This window comes from Rhodococcus sp. Ni2, assembly GCF_021352185.1.
In the GTDB taxonomy this organism is placed as follows: domain Bacteria; phylum Actinomycetota; class Actinomycetes; order Mycobacteriales; family Mycobacteriaceae; genus Rhodococcus_F; species Rhodococcus_F qingshengii.
The window spans coordinates 2,268,987-2,286,328 of the sequence record NZ_WOXZ01000002.1 but is presented as its reverse complement, the minus strand read 5'-3'; the positions used below and the strand labels follow the sequence as shown (position 1 = coordinate 2,286,328).

The window sequence follows — 17,342 nt, the reverse complement described above, 5'->3', positions numbered from 1 at the left end:
TGAAAACGGAAAACTACTTGCAGAACGAAACTATACGATTAGTTGCGTAATGCAAGCAACTGTTGTGAACGCGAGAAGCGTCACACCGTTTCAGGGAAAGAATTCGGGACGTCTCAGCGTTCGAGGAGCGCGATGCACTCCATGTGGTGAGTCTGGGGGAACGCGTCGAACGCCCGGAGGCCACCGATTCTGAAGCCCTGCTCCAGGTAGAGGCCGATATCGCGACCGAACGACGCCGGGTCGCACCCGATGTGGACTATCCGCTCAGCGCCCGTTGCGGCGAGAGCTTCCACGACCTGACGGCCGGCTCCCGCACGTGGCGGGTCGAGCACGACGACAGCAGGCGAACGCTCCAGATCCGCGATGATGTTCTCGACGCGGGCGCTGTGGAAGCGCACCTGACCGAGATCGGACAGCGCTGCCTGCCCGTCCGCGACTGCACGCGCCGAAGATTCGACGGACTCCACCACGCCGGACGGACCGACAAGCTCGGCGAGCGCAGCTGCGAACACGCCGACACCGCCGTAGAGATCCCAGGCCGTGTCCGCGGTAGCGGCTCCGGCCCAATCGCCGACCACCTGTGAGTAAGTGGCCGCCGCGCCGCGATGGGCCTGCCAGAAACCGGTCGCGGCAAGCGCCCATTCTCGATTGCCGACGCGCTCGATCACTGTGTCCGATCCGATGGCAACTCGGGTCTTTCGCGGGCCGCCGCTTGCCGCTCGGCGTGCCATCGCGCCGCGTCGCCCGGGCGTCCGCCGTCCCGTCTTGGACACTGCGGGTGCCGCGATTTCCACGACGTGCCGCTCGCCCGCAGCGTCGAGAACGACCTGCAGCTCGCTACCTGGCGCCCACTGCGCACCGCCGAGACCGTCGTACGCGCTCTGATCGATCTGGGTGCACCGCAGGTCTGTGACGATCCGGTTGCTGCGGTACGCGTGGTATCCGGCGACACCGTGCCCGTCCACCGCCAACCGGACTCGCGTGCGCCAACCCGTTCCGCCTCCGGTTCCGGGCAGTTCCTCTACCTCGACGTCCGATTCGACACGAGCGAGTCGCAGAAGCTGCTCCCGCACGACCGAGGTCTTCATCTCACGTTGGACGCTCAGATCCGCGTGCGAGTAGTCGCAGCAGCCCGCCCCGCCCGGGCCGGAGATCGGGCATGTCGGATCGATCCGATGCGGAGAAGCGTCGAGAACGGTGATCGCGTCGGCGCGGCAGAACGATCCGCCCTTGTCCTCGGTCACCCGGACCAGCGCCCGCTCCCCCGGCAAACCGTGATGGACGAACACGACCCGCCCCTCGTGCCGGGCGACGACGAACCCGCCGTGACCGGGGTTGCCCAGATCGACCTCGAAGGTCTGTCCGGTCCAATTCTCACTCAACGAACTACGCCTGCCATTTCGATGTTGCCGATCATTTTTCGCCGGTGGTCATTTCTCGCCGGTGTCGTAACCGCGACGCGTGGCACCTGCGGTCTTCTCGATGTCGAGCGGCTTCGCCTTTGCCGACGAACTCAGCTGCCACGGAACGCTCGTCACCATCACGCCGGGCTGGAAGAGCAGGCGGCTCTTGAGGCGGAGCGCACTCTGGTTGTGCAGGATCTGCTCCCACCAGTGTCCGACGACGTACTCGGGAATGAAGACGGTGACGACATCACGCGGAGCATCGCGTCGTACACGCTTGACGTAATCGAGAACCGGCTTGGTGATTTCGCGGTACGGCGACTCGATCACCTTGAGCGGAACCGTCACGTCACTCTTCTCCCACTCCCGCACGAGTGCGCGGGTGTCCGGCTCGTCGACGTTGACCGTGATGGCTTCGAGGGTGTCCGGTCGCGTGGCTCGCGCGTAGGCGAGAGCTCGCATCGTCGGCATGTGCAACTTCGAGACGAGCACGATCGAGTGCGTGCGGCTGGGCAGTACGCCGTCCCACTCCTGCTCCTCGAGCTCGGCTGCGACGCTGTCGTAGTGCTTGCGGATCATCTTCATCACGATGAAGATCGCGACCATCGCGACGATGGCGATCCATGCGCCGGCAGCGAACTTGGTGATCAGAACGATGATCAAGACGGTGGCGGTCATTGCCAGACCGATCGAATTGATCACTCGCGAACGCTGCATACGGGCCCGCTGCGCCTTGTCGGTCTCGGACTTCAGATGCCGAGTCCAGTGCTTGATCATGCCCGTCTGGCTGAGCACGAACGAGACGAAGACGCCGACGATGTACAACTGGATGAGCTTGGTGACCTCGGCGCCGAACACCACGACGAATGCAATGGCAGCACCGGAGAGGAAGAGGATTCCGTTGCTGAACGCCAGTCGGTCGCCGCGCGTGTGCAGCTGACGCGGTAGGTACCGATCCTGTGCCAGGATCGATCCGAGTACCGGAAATCCGTTGAACGCGGTGTTCGCGGCCAGAACCAAGATCAGTGCCGTGACGATCGCCATGAAGAAGAAACCGATCGGGAAACCACTGAACACGGCTTCGGCGATCTGCGCGATCAAGGTCTTCTGATGGTAGCCCTCCGGCGCTCCGACCAGCTGTTCTTGCGGATTGTGTGCGTAGACGATGCCGATCTTCTGAGCCAGGATGATGATGCCCATCAGCAGGACGATGGCGATCGACCCGAGCAGCAGCAAGGTCGTGGCAGCGTTGCGCGACTTCGGCTTCTGGAACGCCGGTACGCCGTTGCTGATGGCCTCGACGCCGGTCAGTGCGGCACAGCCCGAGGAGAATGCGCGAGCGATCAGGAACGCGAAGGCAATTCCGTACAGATGCGAATCCTCGGCGTTGAGCGTGAACGACGACGATTCCGCGTGCACATCCTCACCGAGGACGTAGATCCGGAAGAATCCCCACCCGAGCATCAGGAACATGCCGACGATGAATGCGTAGGTCGGAATTGCGAACGCGGTCCCCGATTCACGGATACCGCGAAGGTTGACCGCGGTCAGCAACACGATCGCCGCAACCGCGAACAACACCTTGTGCTGCGCGACGAACGGCAGAGCCGAGCCGATGTTCGACGCCGCCGACGAGATCGACACGGCGACCGTCAGCACGTAGTCGACCATCAGCGCACTACCGACGGTCAGACCGGCGGTCGGGCCGAGGTTGACCGTCGCGACCTCGTAGTCGCCGCCACCGGAGGGGTATGCGTGGACGTTCTGGCGGTAGCTCGCCACCACCACAGCCATGACGATGGCGACGGACAATCCGATCCAGGGTGTGTACGCATACGCGGAAATACCCGCGACGGAGAGAACCAGGAAGATTTCTTCGGGGGCATACGCGACGGACGACATCGCGTCGGACGCGAAGACCGGTAGTGCAATTCGCTTGGGTAGCAGCGTGTGCCCGAGTTTGTCGCTTCGGAACGGCCGACCGAGCAGGAGCCGCTTGGTAGCGGTCGAGAGCTTAGACACGTGCAAAGCGTAAGCCGTCTCGCCCGATTCGGAGTCATCAGAGCCCCAACTTCACCTTTTGTCGTGACAACCGGCACGCGAGCGACCGTTGTACTTGCTCTTCCCGTGAGGGGCTGTACCGTTCGATTCGGCGTGCAATCGCGCCATGAGGGTCCATGAACGGAGTAGGGCGTGTATGTCGTCATCATGGGGTGCGGTCGAGTGGGTTCTTCCCTCGCCGCGTCTCTGACCAGGATCGGACATGAGGTCGCCGTCATCGACCGCGATCAGAGTGCGTTTCTGCGTCTCGATCTGGACTTCCCGGGAACCAAGGTTCTGGGAATGGGGTTCGACCGTGACGTGCTGGTCCGGGCGGGAATCGAGCGGGCCGACGCCTTTGCCGCGGTGTCCTCGGGAGACAATTCCAACATCATCGCAGCGCGAGTCGCACGCGAGACTTTCGGCGTCGAACGCGTCGTCGCACGTATTTACGACGCCAAGCGTGCCGCCGTTTACGAGCGACTCGGCATTCCCACGGTCGCCACCGTGCCGTGGTCGACGGATCGTTTCCTGCACACGTTGACCAAGGAAAGTCAGACTGCGAAGTGGCGCGATCCTTCGGGCACTGTCGCCATCACCGAACTTGCCCTGCACGAGGATTGGGCGGGCAAGCCGATCGCGCTCCTCGAGGGCGCGACCAGTTCGAGAGTCGCCTTCATCATCCGCTTCGGGACCGGCATTCTCCCCGACCGCAAGACTGTCATCCAGGCCGACGATCAGGTCTACATCGCCGCCGTGTCGGGAACCGTCGCCGAAGCTGTCGCACTGGCCGGCAACCCGCCGCCGAGCGACGACTGAGGGAGGCCGCAGATGACTGATCCGTACGCCGCCCCCGACAACAAGACTGCGACTGTGTTGCACTACAACGTGATTGGAAGTTCTCGATGAAGGTCGCCATCGCCGGAGCCGGCGCCGTAGGCCGTTCCATTGCGCGAGAGCTGATTCGAAGCTCACATGACGTCATGCTGATCGAACGCAAACTCGATCACATCGAACCGGAGTCGGTGCCCGAGGCGAAGTGGGTGCACGCGGACGCCTGCGAACTCAGCAGACTCGAGGACGCGTCGATGGAGTCGTACGAGGTCGTGATTGCCGCGACCGGAGACGACAAGGCAAACCTGGTCCTCAGTCTGCTCGCGAAAACCGAGTTCGGTGTTCGCCGAGTTGTCGCCCGCGTCAACGATCCCCGCAACGAGTGGCTCTTCGACGAGTCCTGGGGCGTGGACGTCGCCGTCTCGACACCGCGGATGCTCGCTTCGCTCGTCGAAGAGGCCGTCTCGGTCGGTGACCTGGTCAAACTGATGACATTGCGGCAGGGACAGGCCAACCTCGTCGAGATCACGTTGCCCGACAACACACCTCTTGCCGGAAAAGCCGTCAAGAAACTCGAACTTCCGCGAGACTGCGCACTGGTCACCATCCTGCGTGGCGGACGCGTGATCGTCCCGCAGATGGACGATCCCATCGAAGGCGGGGACGAACTGCTCTTCGTTGCGGCCGTCGACGCCGAGGATCAGTTGCGCGTTGCACTCCGCCTGGAGAATTGACCGACGAACACACTGACGACGAAAGGGAATCACATGGCACAAGCGCCCGAAAACACCGTAGTCACCGACAATCCGGCCCAGAGCCGGTACGAGATCCATGCCGACGGCGACCTCGCCGGGATCGAGGACTACACCACCTCCGGTGACGTCGTCTCGTTCAACCACACCGAGATCTACCCCGCCTTCGAAGGTTTCGGATTGGCCGGGGTTCTCGTCCGCCAGGCTCTGGACGACCTACGAGCACGCGGCCTCAAGGTTCACCCGGTGTGCCCGTACGTCGTGAAGTTCCTCGACAAGCACCCCGAGTACCAGGACCTGATCAGCTGAGATCGCGGTCTTCGCGCGGCTTCGTCAGATTCACCGAGCCCACCTCTTCGGACCCTGCGTCCGTGGCGGTGGGCTCGCTGCTTTCGGGCTCCACAACCGGTTCAGGCTCGACGATGCGATCGGCCTTACGCACAGCCCAGACCGTCACGAGCAGCACCAAACCGGTCAACGGCCAACCCATGCCGATACGCGCGACTGCGAGCCATCCGGTGTGGTCGGTGTCGTAGAGCTGTGACTGAACGAGATACCGCGCACCGAAGACCAACGCCCACGCTGCCGTCGCGACGTCGTAGAGCCGGACGGCGGAGCTGTGCTTGCGCCAGAGATTGCCGTGCCCGTTGAGATAACCCCAGATGATTCCGACGAGGGGCCAGCGTACGAGGATCGAAATCAGGAAGACCGCACCGTAGGCGAGGCTCGTGTAGATACCGAAGAGGAAATATCCTTTGGCGTCGCCGGTGCGGTAGGCGATGAATGCGGAAACTCCGACTCCGAGAAAACCGGAAATAGCGGGTTGGAGGGAATCCTTGCGGAAGAGGCGCCAGGCCGCGATAGCGACAGCGACGCCCAATGCGGCCCAGATTGCCGCGGTGAGATTCCAGATGCTGTTGACCGGGACAAAAATCAGAATCGGCAAAGACGAATAGATCAGACCACTCAGCCCGCCGAGTTGGTCGATTACCGATCGCTGTTGTGTTTCAGTCACCTGTCGAGGGTGCCACAGTCACCGAGTTGCACGGTAAATGCGGGAAACGCGCCTATTCGCCGCGCAGTTCGTAGTAAGGGTTGAAGATCGCCTTGCGACCGTCACGCTCGCCCACACGACCGCGGATCAGCAGGGTCTTACCGGTCTCGATTCCCGGGATCCGGCGACGCCCGATCCAGACGAGATTGATCACCTCGGTGCCATCGAAGAACTCGGCCTCGATACTGGCATTTCCCGACTTGGGACACGCGTCGACGCTGCGGAGTCGGCCCACCATCGTGACTTCTTCACCGCGACGACAATCGCATGCCTTCTGACCTCCGGAAGCCTTGTTGGACTCGGCCATCTCCTGGGCGTCCAACTGGTCGACGTCCTCGGTCAGACGCTGGGTCAGTCGACGAAAATATCCTGCGGCGGCGGGTGCCATTGCGCGCTCCTGCGAACATGTGTGACGCAAGGGTTTCGCGTCACGTGAAGGGCTGTGTGATCGCCACTGTAGACCCATTACGAGCGTGTAACCACACCGGTCAGTCCGCGTCTCGGGGGCACCGGGCAAGATCAAGAGATGCAGAACTCGGAATTGGCGACCGTTGCCGTCGTTCTCCCAGGTACAGGCTCTGACGCCCACTTCGCGGACCGCGCATTCCGGGCGCCGCTGGAGGCTCTGGGTGTGCGCATCGTCGCAATCGAACCGGACCCTCGGCGTGTCGTGGACGGCTATCTGGACGCGATGGACAGAGCCGCGGACACGCACGGCCGAATCATCGTCGGAGGGGTCTCGATCGGAGCGGCCGTTGCACTCCAGTGGGCCGCCGACAATCCCGATCGAACCGTGAGTGTGTTGGCAGCGCTTCCGGCCTGGACGGGCTCGGCCGACGACGCCCCCGCAGCAGCGAGCGCGCGGTTCACCGCCGGGCAACTGCGCTCCGAAGGCTTGGAGTCGGTGATCGCTGCGATGCTCGCGTCGAGTCCGGCGTGGCTCGGAGCCGAACTCGAGCGCTCCTGGCGCTCTCAGTGGCCCGATCTCCCGGCTGCGCTCGACGAGGCGGCGTCGTACCACTCACTCGGCGAGAGCGCGCTACGCGCGGTAGGCGTTCCGGTCGGCATTGCGTCGGCGGTGGACGATCCGGTTCATCCCGTGTCAGTGGCGCAGGCCTGGGCGGCTTCACTCCCCCGCGGCGCAGTCGCCACGACGACGCTCGACATGATCGGGCGCGACCCCGCGGTTCTCGGGTCCACCTGCATCAAAGCGCTCGCGGCGATCGAATCCGATACCACCGCGAGCGCCTGAAGAAAATCCTGTTACTGACCCAATTGCTGCATGGCAGAACCGGATTCGCCGCTACGAGGCGGCGGGGTCGGCCGTGCTGGAGGTGCCGGCGGAGCGGGCGGTGCTGACTGCTGTTGCTGCTGGGCGGCGACCTGTTGCTGCTGCGCTGCCGCCAACTGCTGCTCGTGTGCGGCCGCCAACTGCTCGGCGAGCACCTGCGGGAGCACCACGGGCAGCGGTGTCCGCACCGGATGCGGCTCTGATCCTCGGTTGACGACGGTGTCACGCAAGATGTCCCGTGCGATTGCCACCAGAGGGGCGTTCGCGGCGGTGGATCCACTCGGACCCGCGACCACGCAGCGCACCATCCACCGGGGACCGTCGACGCCGATGAACCGCAGGTCCATGTTGGCCGTCACAGCAGCCAGTTCACGGCCCCACGGGCCGTTCTCGACGCTCACCGCGGAATTGTCGTCGCGAAGCGACTGCGCGAGCTCGGCAACGACCTCACGCCACTGACCGGGCGATTTCGGGGCGGCGTAGGCAGCAACCGTGATGCGGCCGTGCTCGGTGACCAGGTGCACGGCCTGCGGCGAACCGTTGGGCGCCATCTCGACCTGCAACTGCCCGCCGGTCGGCATCGGCACCAGAACGGAACCGAGATCAAGACGCTGACCGTCACGGCCTGCCGTCGGATCGTCGGAATCGATCTCCGAGATGTCGTAAGGGCCTTCCGATTCGTCACCGAACTCGTCGCCGGTGACTTCGAGATCGTCTTCGACCTCGTCGATCTCCACCGACTCGTCGTTCTCGTCACCGAAGAAGCTGGTGGTTTCCTCGTCGACGTCTGTCTTCTTCTTGCGTCCGAACATGATTCAGACTCCCTCTCCGACTACCGCGCCAGGCGCATCGGTATCGAGTATCGCGTGCCCGCCGCTGGAACCGTAGCCTCCGGTTCCTCTGGTCGTGTCGTCCAGCGATTGGACTTCCTCGAAAACCGGAAGTTCGACTCGTTGAACCACGAGCTGAGCGATTCGGTCACCGCGGCGGATGTCGATGGCTGTGGCCGGATCGAGATTGATCAAGCAGACCTTGAGTTCGCCCCGGTATCCCGCGTCCACGGTTCCGGGCGCATTCACGATCGACAGTCCCGATTTGGCGGCGAGTCCGGAACGCGGATGGATCAACCCGACGGTGCCCACCGGCAAAGCGATCGCGATCCCCGTTCCGACCAGTGTTCGGTGGCCGGGTTCGATGGTGACGTCGCTGGTGGAGCACAGATCCACACCCGCATCTCCGGGATGCGCACGCTGTGGAACGGGCAGGTCTGGATCCAGTCGCTTCAAGGCGATGGAGAGATGGTCGCTCACGTGGGCCAAGACTACTCGTAGCGACGGACTATCCTTGACAGGTGCCCGAAACATCTCGACCTGACGTCGCCACCACAACACCCCCGTCCACGACGCTGTACTCCGAGCGCCTGTGGGTGCCGATCTGGTGGTGGATCGCCGGGCTGGCCGTAGCCGGACTCCTCGCGGCCGAGGTCCACATGGGCCGCCCGGGGCTTCTCTCGTACCTGGCGTACGTCGTACTACTCCCGATCCCGATCTGGGCGGCATTCTGGCTCAGCCGGATGCGCGTCGAGGTGGTGGAGACAGCAGGGGTGAAGGAATTGCACGTGGGTAGAGCCCACCTGCCGGTCGAATTGATTTCACGGGCGGCAGCAGTGCCGGCTTCCGCGAAGAGTGCTGCGATGGGGCGCCAACTCGATCCGTCGGCGTTCGTCCAGCATCGCCCATGGGTCAAGACAATGGTGTTGATCGTGCTCGACGACCCGGAGGATCCCACGCCGTACTGGTTGGTGAGCACACGTCGTCCCGCTGATCTGCTGGCTGCGCTGGATCTCTGACCAGCGCGGTCACAGCAAAGCAGTACTTCCCGACCCTTGGTCGACCCTCGCGCTGACGGGTCGACCACCGGGAAGGGAGATCAGGCAGCGCAGTCCATGCATACGAGCTGTCCGTTGGCATCACTGGCCAGGCGGCTGCGGTGATGAACCAGGAAGCAGCTCGAACACGTGAACTCGTCTGCCTGCTTCGGAACAACTCGAACCGAGAGTTCCTCGCCGGAAAGGTCGGCACCCGGCAGCTCGAAGGACTCCGCGGTGTCCGTCTCGTCGATGTCGACGACGGCTGACTGCGCTTCGTTGCGTCGCGCCTTCAGCTCCTCGAGCGAGTCCTCCGAAACCTCGTCGGACTCTGTACGCCTCGGTGCGTCGTAGTCAGTTGCCATCTCGTCTACCCCATCCTCTTCGTGTATCCCGGTCCCGTGTGCGCCGAGAATCCGGTAGATCCTTGATGCGCATGGAAACCGCCGTGGCATCCAGATCATTCCCTGTCGCTGCATAACGCTGCAGGACTGGAATTAGTGCCCGGAAGTTCCTTCCGAGAACGTGATCTGCGCCTCATTTGGTTGTCATTTCGGCGTCCGGCCGATGCCCAGTTGAACGACCTGGGCCGCCAGACAGTAGCCGACGTGAGCACGAAAGTAGTAACCGAATCGGAAATTTCCGAAAAATGACTGCGAATTGTCACCAAGGCAAGAGCAAGCTGTGACCTTTCCACGATGTTTTCGGGCCGAATCCGGGTAGAAACAGGCCGGTAATCGGCCAACTGCCGTTTCTCAATCGACAAGGACTCGACGCGTCGAGCCTCGCTTCGGCTGTCTCGTCACACAGGCCCTCTAAGGTAGGCACCGAACGTCATGCCGGCGCCGCTCGGCCCGATGGCGAAGTAGAAGTTTCGTCAAGAAAGTCGAGGGATACCGTGGTTTCTCTGATCACCGAAGGCAGCTCTACCGATGACCAGGGACGTCCGTTCCGCCGTCGGCGCGCGTGGCCGGTGATCGCCGTGTTCGCGGTACTCGCATTGATCGGCAGTGTCTTGTGGGTCCGCATCCTGAGCGCCGAGGCGGAAGTCAGTGACACCGTCGCCTGCAACCTGCCGCAACCTTCGTCCGATCCTTCGGCAGCGGCGCCACTACCGCTGGGATCCGTCGTCGACCGCTCGAAGCTGCTCGACGTGGATCCCGCTCCCCTCGCCGCCACCAAGGTTCGTGTGTTCAACGCCAACGGTGAACACGGTCAGGCGGCCCAGGTGGCAGCGCAACTGAGCGAGTTCGGCTTCTCCAGCGCGCCGGACGTCCAGGTCGGAAACGACCCCGTCTACGTCGACCAGAACATGGAGTGCCAGGGTCAGATCCGATTCGGAGCGAACGGCCTTGCCGCCGCCAGTTCCGTCTGGCTGGTCGCCCCCTGCGCCGAACTGGTCCAGGACGGCCGCGGCGACGACACCGTCGACCTGGCTCTCGGCACGTACAACAAGGGCGCCCTGACCCCCAACACCGACGCCACCGCGATTTTGCATGCTCTGGCCGAGCAACCCGCAAACGCCGAAGTCGCTCCGATGGACATCGCACTGCTCAAAGCAGCGCGCACGGCGCGCTGCTGACAAGCCTCAGCTCGGAATCGGCTGATCTGCGCCGGTAGCTCCGAGCATGTGCGCGAACTGCTCGGCGATCGCCGGAGCGACTGCGTAAACGACATCGCCGTCGGCGGACGTGGAATTGGGCGCCGGGACGTTGATGACGGCGCCCGCTTCGGAAGCGATCAAGGAGCCGGCTGCCCAGTCCCATGGACTCAGTCCGTGTTCGAAGTGAGCGTCGACCCGGCCGGTGGCAACCATGCACAGATCCAAAGCCGCCGAACCGATGCGTCGGATGTCGCGAACCTGCGGCAGGATCTGCCCGATCAACGTGCCCTGCACCTTCCGGCGATCCGCTCCGTAACCGAAGCCGGTGGCCAACAGCGCCATTGACAGCTCGGTCACCTCATTGGCTTGCAGGTCGCTGACGACGCCGTCGGCCGTGGTCATGGTTGCACCGCCGCCCCGATGCGCGGCGTACGTGGTTTCCAACGACACGTCGACGACAGCCCCGGCTACCGAGAACCCGTCGATCTGTACGGCCACCGAGATGGCGAACGCGGGGATTCCGTAGAGAAAATTCACCGTGCCGTCGATGGGATCGACAACCCATCGAACTCCCGCGGAATCGTCGGTGTCTCCGCCACCTTCCTCACCCAGGATCGAATCTGCAGGGCGCAATTGCGCCAGAAGGTCGCGAATCACTTGTTCGGTTTCGGTATCGACCACCGTGACGGGATCGGTGGGCGTGCTCTTCGCCGCAACCGAACCACCCTCGGCGGCACCGGAACCCACCAGGCCGAATACCTCGGGCCGACGCAAGCGGACGTGTTCGGCTGCGCGTTCGGCGACGGCTACGGCTACTTCCCGCAACTGTGCGGGGTCCAGAGAATCGGCGGAAAAGTCGGGCAACGTTCTTTCTGAAGGGCGCACCGGACCATCGCAACACATCTCTACCGAGGGGCACCACTCGAACGTCTGGAGGCGGGCGGTTCGAGAGGACGCGCCCGGGTCCTTGTTCGGGTTAGTGTTTGCAACGGTAGATCGTGACCTCGAATTCGACACTCAGGAGCGCAGGACGATGACAACCACAGGTTTCGGGATCGACGTCGGCGGCAGCGGCGTCAAGGGCGGCACGATCGACCTGAGCACCGGGGAAATGATCGGTGACCGCATCAAGATCCTGACCCCGCAGCCGTCCACACCCGATGCGATCGCGGGCACTGTCGCCGAGATCGTCGAGCAGGCCAAGTGGACCGGTCCGGTCGGCATCACCTTGCCCGCTGTCGTGACCGGCGGCGTCGCGCGAAGCGCCGCGAACATCGACAAGTCCTGGATCGACACCGACGCCGCCGCCCTGTTCGGCAAGGCGCTGGGCGGGCGCGAGGTCACCGTCCTCAACGACGCCGACGCTGCCGGAATCGCCGAGGACTCGTTCGGAGCGGGCAAAGACACCTCCGGCGTCGTGATCTTGTTGACCTTCGGCACCGGAATCGGATCTGCCGTGCTGCACAACGGAGTTCTGTTGCCCAACACCGAGTTCGGCCACCTCGAGGTCGACGGCAAGGAAGCCGAGCACCGGGCGGCGTCGTCGGTGAAGGAGAAGAAGGACTGGAGCTACAAGGAGTGGGCGGTCGAGGTCTCCCGAGTTCTGACCACCTTCGAGAACCTGCTGTGGCCTGATCTCTTCATCGCCGGAGGCGGAATCAGCCGCAAGCACGAGAAGTGGATTCCGCACCTGACCAACCGCACGAAGGTCGTCCCCGCCACCCTCCTCAACACCGCGGGAATCGCCGGAGCTGCGCTCGCATCGGTCGGACTGACTAGGCCGGCCTCCGTCGCCGGATGAGAAAACCCGCACGTGAAAAGCGGAAAATCTACCTGTTACGGCCCGCCGTGACGTAAGAGTTTCCTGAGAGTCGTTACAATGGTGAAGTCCGGCTGCGCGCCGGCCAACAACCATTGACCTCTCCGCCGGATCACCACTCTGGCGTGACGCCGCACGACACCGTCACGAAAGGGCGTACGTGGCAGCCACCGATACACGTCAGACTGCTGATTCTCCATCAGAGTCAGAGCCACAATCTCCAGCCGTGGAGGCGGCCACCGTCACCGCTCCGGCAGCCAAGAAGGCTCCGGCGAAAAAGGCCCCCGCCAAGAAGGCAGCAGCAAAGAAGGCTCCGGCCAAGAAAGCTCCGGCCAAGAAGGCAGCAGCTAAGAAGGCCAGCCCCAAGAAGGCCGGCGATCCTGACGCCGAAGACGGCGATGTCGAGTTGGAAGACATCGACATCACGGACGGCGACCTTGCCGAGGTCGAGTCCGATGTCGTCGAGGTCGTAGCAGTCGGCGAAGACGAAGAGACCGCTGCAGAGCCGTCCGAGAAGGACAAGGCTTCCGGCGACTTCGTCTGGGACGAGGAAGAGTCCGAGGCTCTCCGTCAGGCACGCAAGGATGCCGAACTGACGGCGTCCGCCGACTCGGTTCGCGCCTACCTCAAGCAGATCGGCAAGGTCGCACTCCTCAACGCCGAAGAGGAAGTCGAACTGGCCAAGCGCATCGAGGCCGGCCTCTACGCCGTGCAGATCATGCAGGACCTCGCTGACAAGGGCGAGAAGTTGCCTGCGGCTCAGCGACGCGACATGAGCTGGATCTGCCGCGACGGCAACCGCGCCAAGAACCACCTCCTCGAGGCCAACCTCCGCCTGGTCGTCTCGCTGGCCAAGCGCTACACGGGCCGCGGCATGGCGTTCCTGGACCTCATCCAGGAAGGCAACCTCGGTCTGATCCGTGCAGTCGAGAAGTTCGACTACACCAAGGGTTACAAGTTCTCGACCTACGCCACGTGGTGGATCCGTCAGGCCATCACCCGCGCAATGGCCGACCAGGCTCGCACCATCCGTATCCCGGTGCACATGGTCGAGGTCATCAACAAGCTCGGCCGTATCCAGCGTGAGCTGCTCCAGGACCTGGGCCGTGAGCCCACGCCGGAAGAGCTCGCCAAGGAAATGGACATCACGCCGGAGAAGGTGCTGGAAATCCAGCAGTACGCGCGTGAGCCGATCTCTCTCGACCAGACCATCGGCGACGAGGGCGACAGCCAGCTCGGTGACTTCATCGAGGACTCCGAAGCTGTTGTCGCAGTCGATGCCGTCTCGTTCACCTTGCTGCAGGATCAGCTGCAGTCGGTACTCGAGACGCTGTCCGAGCGCGAAGCCGGCGTGGTTCGCCTCCGCTTCGGTCTCACCGACGGTCAGCCGAGGACTTTAGACGAAATCGGACAGGTCTACGGCGTCACGCGTGAGCGTATCCGCCAGATCGAATCGAAGACGATGTCGAAGCTGCGCCACCCGTCGCGTTCGCAGGTTCTGCGCGACTACCTCGACTAGTCACACCAGCTATGCACACAAGAGCCGCTCTCCGGATCGCCGGAGAGCGGCTCTTGTGCGTTTGCCGCCTCAGACCAAGAGTGTGTCCCGGAGTTGTGCGACATCGTCCTCGCTCAACTGAAGGCCGTCCCGGACGTAGTTGTCGAAGTTGCCGTACACCCGATCCACCGTGGCGAAAGACGTGTCCAGCCAAGACTGTTCGACGCCGTCGATGAACGCGCTCCCCGTGCGGGGTCCGGTGAGGTACTGATTGCTGAGCATGTAATCGGCGTTCACGTCGGTGCGACTCACGCCGAGGACGGTCAGGAGAACTGCGGTCATCCAACCGGTACGGTCCTTGCCCGCCGAGCAGTGGTAGAGGACTGCACCGTCGGTGTTCGCGACGTTCACCAGCGCGTCGTGGAATGCGCGGCTCGCCCCCGGATCGGTCACCATCAACGCGTACATCGTCGGCATGTCCACCAGCGCCGGGAGGTTGGCGGGGTTGGTTCCGATGACGTCGAACCAGTTGCTTCGCGCCCCGTTCGGAAGGCGATCCTGCGAGAGCGTTCGTTCGACGACCGTACGGAAGTCGTCGACCGATTCCACTCCGCGTTCGCTCAACGACGCGAGATCCGACGGTGTCAGCTTGTCGAGGGCATTCGAGCGAAATACCTTCCCCCACCGAACGGTCTGCCCGTCCGCGGCGACGTAGCCACCGATGTCACGCGCGTTCGACGCACCCTCGAGGTGTAGCGATCGATCCGCGGCAACCTGCGCAGCTGTGGGTCCGGCGTGGTCGAGAGCGGGAATTCCACCGGCGAGCGCCGGGACCGGTGCACACGAGATGATCAGCGCACACAGAGCGGTCGCGGCGGGACGGGCGATTCTGTTCGACATCCGGACAGAATAGGACCGCAATCAGGACTTCGTACGAACCTTGATGTACAACGAGGCGACCGGTTCGATAACTCTTGCCGCCACCGGGCCGATGACCGCCATCAGGAGCACGTAAGCAGTTGCCAATGCGGCAAGTTCGGCGTCGACGGCGCCTGCGGACACCGCGAGGCCTGCGATGATGATGGAGAACTCACCGCGGGCGATCAGAGCGGCACCGGCGCGCGCCTGACCCATTCGCGCGACACCCTGACGTCTGGCCGCCCAAGCGCCGGTTACCAGCTTCGTGATCGCCGTGACCACTGCCAGGATCGCGGCCCATCCGAGGACTGGCGGAATGGAACTGGGATCGGTGTTGAGACCGAAGACCACGAAGAACATTGCGGCGAACAGATCTCGAAGGGGCTCGAGCACGCGACTGGCATTGTGCGCCGTCGACCCCGAGATCGCGATTCCGAGGAGGAATGCGCCCACAGCCGCCGACACCTGCATCGCCGAACTGATGCCGGCGACCAACAGTGCGGCACCGAGCAGCTTGAGCAGGAGCGTCTCACTGTCGGGACTGTCGAGGAGGGCGGAGACGTACCGTCCGTATCGGAGGGCCACGACAAGAACCACGGTGATGACCAACAACGAGATCCCGACCGCTTCGAGCCCGCCCATGAAGCTCACGCCCGCGAGCATCGCGGTCAGAATCGGCAGGTACAGCGCCATCGCCAGGTCTTCGAACACCAGAATCGACAGCACGACCGGTGTCTCGCGGTTACCGAGGCGCCCCAGGTCGCTGAGCACCTTGGCGATGATTCCCGAAGACGAGATGTAGGTGACGCCGGCCATGACCGTCGCCCCCACGACGCCCCAACCGAGCATCAAGCCGACAACCGCGCCAGGTGTGGCGTTGAGGACGATGTCGACGATGCCGGCTACCCGCGAGCGTTTGAGACCGGTGACGAGCTCGGCCGCAGTGTATTCGAGCCCCAACAGCAGCAAGAGCAGGACGATCCCGATCTCACTTGCCAGATGGGAGAACTCGCCGATGTCGCCGAGCTGGATGAAACCGCCCTGTCCGAAGCACAGGCCGCCGATCAGGTAGAACGGGATCGGCGACATGCCGACGCGAGCAGCGAGCCGTCCGAGCAGTCCGAGCGCGAAGAAGACCGCGCCGAGTTCGATCAGTGCGAGGGTGGTTGTGTCCACGCGCCAGTCAGCCGTTGGCCAAGATTTTTGCCGCTGCAGCCAAACCGTCCGGCGTTCCGACTGCCACGAGAAGGTCTCCCCCGGTGAACGTGAAGTCGGGGTTCGGAGACGGGCTCACCTGTCCTGCCCGCATGACGGCGACGATGGACACTCCGGTACGCGTGCGCATGCCGGTGTCCCCGAGGGTCTGTCCGTCGTAGCGAGAACCGTCCTTGATGTAGAGCTGTTTGGTTCGAATGCCCGGAAGATCACGGTGCTCTTCCTCGAGCTGAGCAACGAGCTGGGGGGCACCCAGGAGATTGCTGAGCGCTGCCGCTTCCTCGGTGGTCAGAGGCAGCGAGGCAGCACACGCGTCAGGGTCGTCTGCCTTGGAAACGATGAGGTCGGTATGACCGTCCCGATGGGTGACGACACCCACGCGACGACCGGAAGACAGAACAAAATCCTTGCGCGTCCCGATCCCCGGTAGTGGGGTGACTTCTACGTTCATATACCAACGGTAGCGCCGATCGGTGACCTGCATCGCGGGAGGGCCGTAATCCGCAGGGCACAGTTCACGACCGGCCAACCGGCGACCTACCGAACCGGCGAAAACACGCCGTTCTCGCCCGGAAAATACTCGACGACAGCGGTGACGGCTGCGACGGGAATCGGGGCGTACAGATGCGGGAATCGCATCGATTCCGGGTCCGAGGGGACACCCGGTTCGTACTTGACCTGACCGCCGAGCAAGGCCGGATCGATAGCCAGAAGGACTATGTCGTCACGGCCGGCAAAGATCCGATTGGCCGGGAGATGAACTTGCGCCGGAGTCGACATGTGGACAAATCCCTCCGCCTCGAATCCGTCGGGGATACGTTCACCGAGCTGTTGTGCCCGCGCCCACTCCTCGCGCGTGCACATGTGGAGCAACTCGACGCTCTCGTCGACAAGTGGTTCGCGTCCCGGGTTCATCCGCCCAGAATATCGGGCTGAGGTCGGCGATCCGAATCAGCTGTCAGCGAACAATCTTCACCCGAGAATGCCTGCCCAGCGCATTTCCAGTGAGACACAACACTAAGAAACGCCTTCGGGAACAACCCGTAAA

General features: G+C 63.5%; 20 protein-coding genes. 8 read left to right on the top strand and 12 right to left on the bottom strand.

Features of this window, described 5'->3' with window-relative positions; genetic code table 11:
- Positions 1-113 precede the first annotated feature (113 nt).
- Both GN300_RS24250 and GN300_RS24245 read right to left on the bottom strand, forming a co-directional pair.
- Positions 114-1,382 carry a class I SAM-dependent RNA methyltransferase gene (locus tag GN300_RS24250; RefSeq protein WP_063316503.1) on the bottom strand — a complete coding sequence of 423 codons (1,269 nt, stop codon included), beginning with the start codon at positions 1,380-1,382 and terminating at the stop codon, positions 114-116.
- A gap of 48 nt (positions 1,383-1,430) precedes the next feature.
- Positions 1,431-3,425 carry an APC family permease gene (locus GN300_RS24245; protein ID WP_007732857.1) on the bottom strand — a complete coding sequence of 665 codons (1,995 nt, stop codon included), beginning with the start codon at positions 3,423-3,425 and terminating at the stop codon, positions 1,431-1,433.
- A 171-nt stretch (positions 3,426-3,596) separates the two neighbouring features.
- On the opposite strand from GN300_RS24245, the gene GN300_RS24240 reads away from it, so the two are divergent.
- The 3 genes from GN300_RS24240 to GN300_RS24230 all read left to right on the top strand — a co-directional run bounded on the left by GN300_RS24240 (position 3,597) and on the right by GN300_RS24230 (position 5,338).
- Positions 3,597-4,262, top strand: coding sequence for a TrkA family potassium uptake protein (locus tag GN300_RS24240; RefSeq protein WP_003942587.1), 666 nt, complete (start codon positions 3,597-3,599; stop codon positions 4,260-4,262).
- Between the two features lie 86 nt (positions 4,263-4,348).
- Entirely contained in the window at positions 4,349-5,011 is a 663-nt protein-coding gene (locus GN300_RS24235; RefSeq protein WP_003942632.1) for a TrkA family potassium uptake protein, read from the top strand.
- 33 nt (positions 5,012-5,044) lie between these two features.
- Positions 5,045-5,338, top strand: a complete 294-nt coding sequence (locus tag GN300_RS24230) for a GNAT family N-acetyltransferase (RefSeq protein WP_003942641.1) — start codon at positions 5,045-5,047, stop codon at positions 5,336-5,338.
- Here the strand turns inward: GN300_RS24230 and GN300_RS24225 are convergent.
- On the bottom strand, positions 5,331-6,044 hold the full coding sequence (locus tag GN300_RS24225; RefSeq protein ID WP_003942611.1) for a DUF3159 domain-containing protein: 714 nt from the start codon (positions 6,042-6,044) through the stop codon (positions 5,331-5,333). The two genes, GN300_RS24230 and GN300_RS24225, sit on opposite strands and share 8 nt — an antisense overlap.
- 52 nt (positions 6,045-6,096) lie before the next feature.
- Positions 6,097-6,471, bottom strand: a complete 375-nt coding sequence (locus GN300_RS24220; protein ID WP_003942613.1) for an OB-fold nucleic acid binding domain-containing protein — start codon at positions 6,469-6,471, stop codon at positions 6,097-6,099.
- A gap of 138 nt (positions 6,472-6,609) precedes the next feature.
- On the opposite strand from GN300_RS24220, the gene GN300_RS24215 reads away from it, so the two are divergent.
- Complete coding sequence (locus GN300_RS24215) at positions 6,610-7,335, top strand: alpha/beta fold hydrolase (RefSeq protein ID WP_063316504.1); 726 nt, start codon at positions 6,610-6,612, stop codon at positions 7,333-7,335.
- A gap of 11 nt (positions 7,336-7,346) precedes the next feature.
- On the opposite strand, the gene GN300_RS24210 is transcribed toward GN300_RS24215, so the two are convergent.
- Entirely contained in the window at positions 7,347-8,186 is an 840-nt protein-coding gene (locus GN300_RS24210) for a DUF3710 domain-containing protein (protein ID WP_003942585.1), read from the bottom strand.
- A 3-nt stretch (positions 8,187-8,189) separates the two neighbouring features.
- Positions 8,190-8,684 (bottom strand): dUTP diphosphatase, encoded by a 495-nt coding sequence (dut, locus tag GN300_RS24205; protein ID WP_054188513.1) that lies wholly within the window; start codon positions 8,682-8,684, stop codon positions 8,190-8,192.
- A gap of 41 nt (positions 8,685-8,725) precedes the next feature.
- Between dut and GN300_RS24200 the strand changes: the two genes are divergently transcribed.
- A complete protein-coding gene (locus GN300_RS24200) occupies positions 8,726-9,223 on the top strand; it encodes a DUF3093 domain-containing protein (protein ID WP_003942596.1) in 498 nt (165 codons plus the stop codon).
- 80 nt (positions 9,224-9,303) lie between these two features.
- On the opposite strand, the gene GN300_RS24195 is transcribed toward GN300_RS24200, so the two are convergent.
- Positions 9,304-9,606: a DUF4193 domain-containing protein gene (locus tag GN300_RS24195; RefSeq protein WP_003942593.1), complete on the bottom strand. Its 303-nt coding sequence runs from the start codon at positions 9,604-9,606 to the stop codon at positions 9,304-9,306.
- Positions 9,607-10,139: 533 nt separating this feature from the next.
- Here GN300_RS24195 and cei point away from each other — a divergent pair.
- Entirely contained in the window at positions 10,140-10,823 is a 684-nt protein-coding gene (cei, locus tag GN300_RS24190) for an envelope integrity protein Cei (protein WP_063316505.1), read from the top strand.
- A 6-nt stretch (positions 10,824-10,829) separates the two neighbouring features.
- On the opposite strand, the gene GN300_RS24185 is transcribed toward cei, so the two are convergent.
- The gene (locus GN300_RS24185) at positions 10,830-11,708 is read right to left on the bottom strand and encodes an inositol monophosphatase family protein (RefSeq protein ID WP_042449947.1); all 879 of its coding nucleotides are present in this window, start codon (positions 11,706-11,708) and stop codon (positions 10,830-10,832) included.
- A gap of 169 nt (positions 11,709-11,877) precedes the next feature.
- Here GN300_RS24185 and ppgK point away from each other — a divergent pair, with 169 nt between their 5' ends.
- Positions 11,878-12,645 (top strand): polyphosphate--glucose phosphotransferase, encoded by a 768-nt coding sequence (ppgK, locus tag GN300_RS24180; RefSeq protein ID WP_042449945.1) that lies wholly within the window; start codon positions 11,878-11,880, stop codon positions 12,643-12,645.
- A gap of 112 nt (positions 12,646-12,757) precedes the next feature.
- Positions 12,758-14,182, top strand: a complete 1,425-nt coding sequence (locus tag GN300_RS24175; RefSeq protein WP_370333980.1) for an RNA polymerase sigma factor — start codon at positions 12,758-12,760, stop codon at positions 14,180-14,182.
- A 69-nt stretch (positions 14,183-14,251) separates the two neighbouring features.
- Here the strand turns inward: GN300_RS24175 and GN300_RS24170 are convergent, their stop codons facing one another.
- From GN300_RS24170 to GN300_RS24155, 4 genes are all read right to left on the bottom strand, one after another.
- On the bottom strand, positions 14,252-15,061 hold the full coding sequence (locus GN300_RS24170) for a tyrosine-protein phosphatase (RefSeq protein ID WP_054781895.1): 810 nt from the start codon (positions 15,059-15,061) through the stop codon (positions 14,252-14,254).
- A 21-nt stretch (positions 15,062-15,082) separates the two neighbouring features.
- Positions 15,083-16,255, bottom strand: a complete 1,173-nt coding sequence (locus GN300_RS24165) for a cation:proton antiporter (protein WP_003942634.1) — start codon at positions 16,253-16,255, stop codon at positions 15,083-15,085.
- A gap of 7 nt (positions 16,256-16,262) precedes the next feature.
- A complete protein-coding gene (locus GN300_RS24160) occupies positions 16,263-16,745 on the bottom strand; it encodes a cation:proton antiporter regulatory subunit (protein WP_021344116.1) in 483 nt (160 codons plus the stop codon).
- Positions 16,746-16,831: 86 nt separating this feature from the next.
- Positions 16,832-17,209: a DUF952 domain-containing protein gene (locus tag GN300_RS24155; RefSeq protein WP_007732832.1), complete on the bottom strand. Its 378-nt coding sequence runs from the start codon at positions 17,207-17,209 to the stop codon at positions 16,832-16,834.
- Positions 17,210-17,342 lie beyond the last annotated feature (133 nt).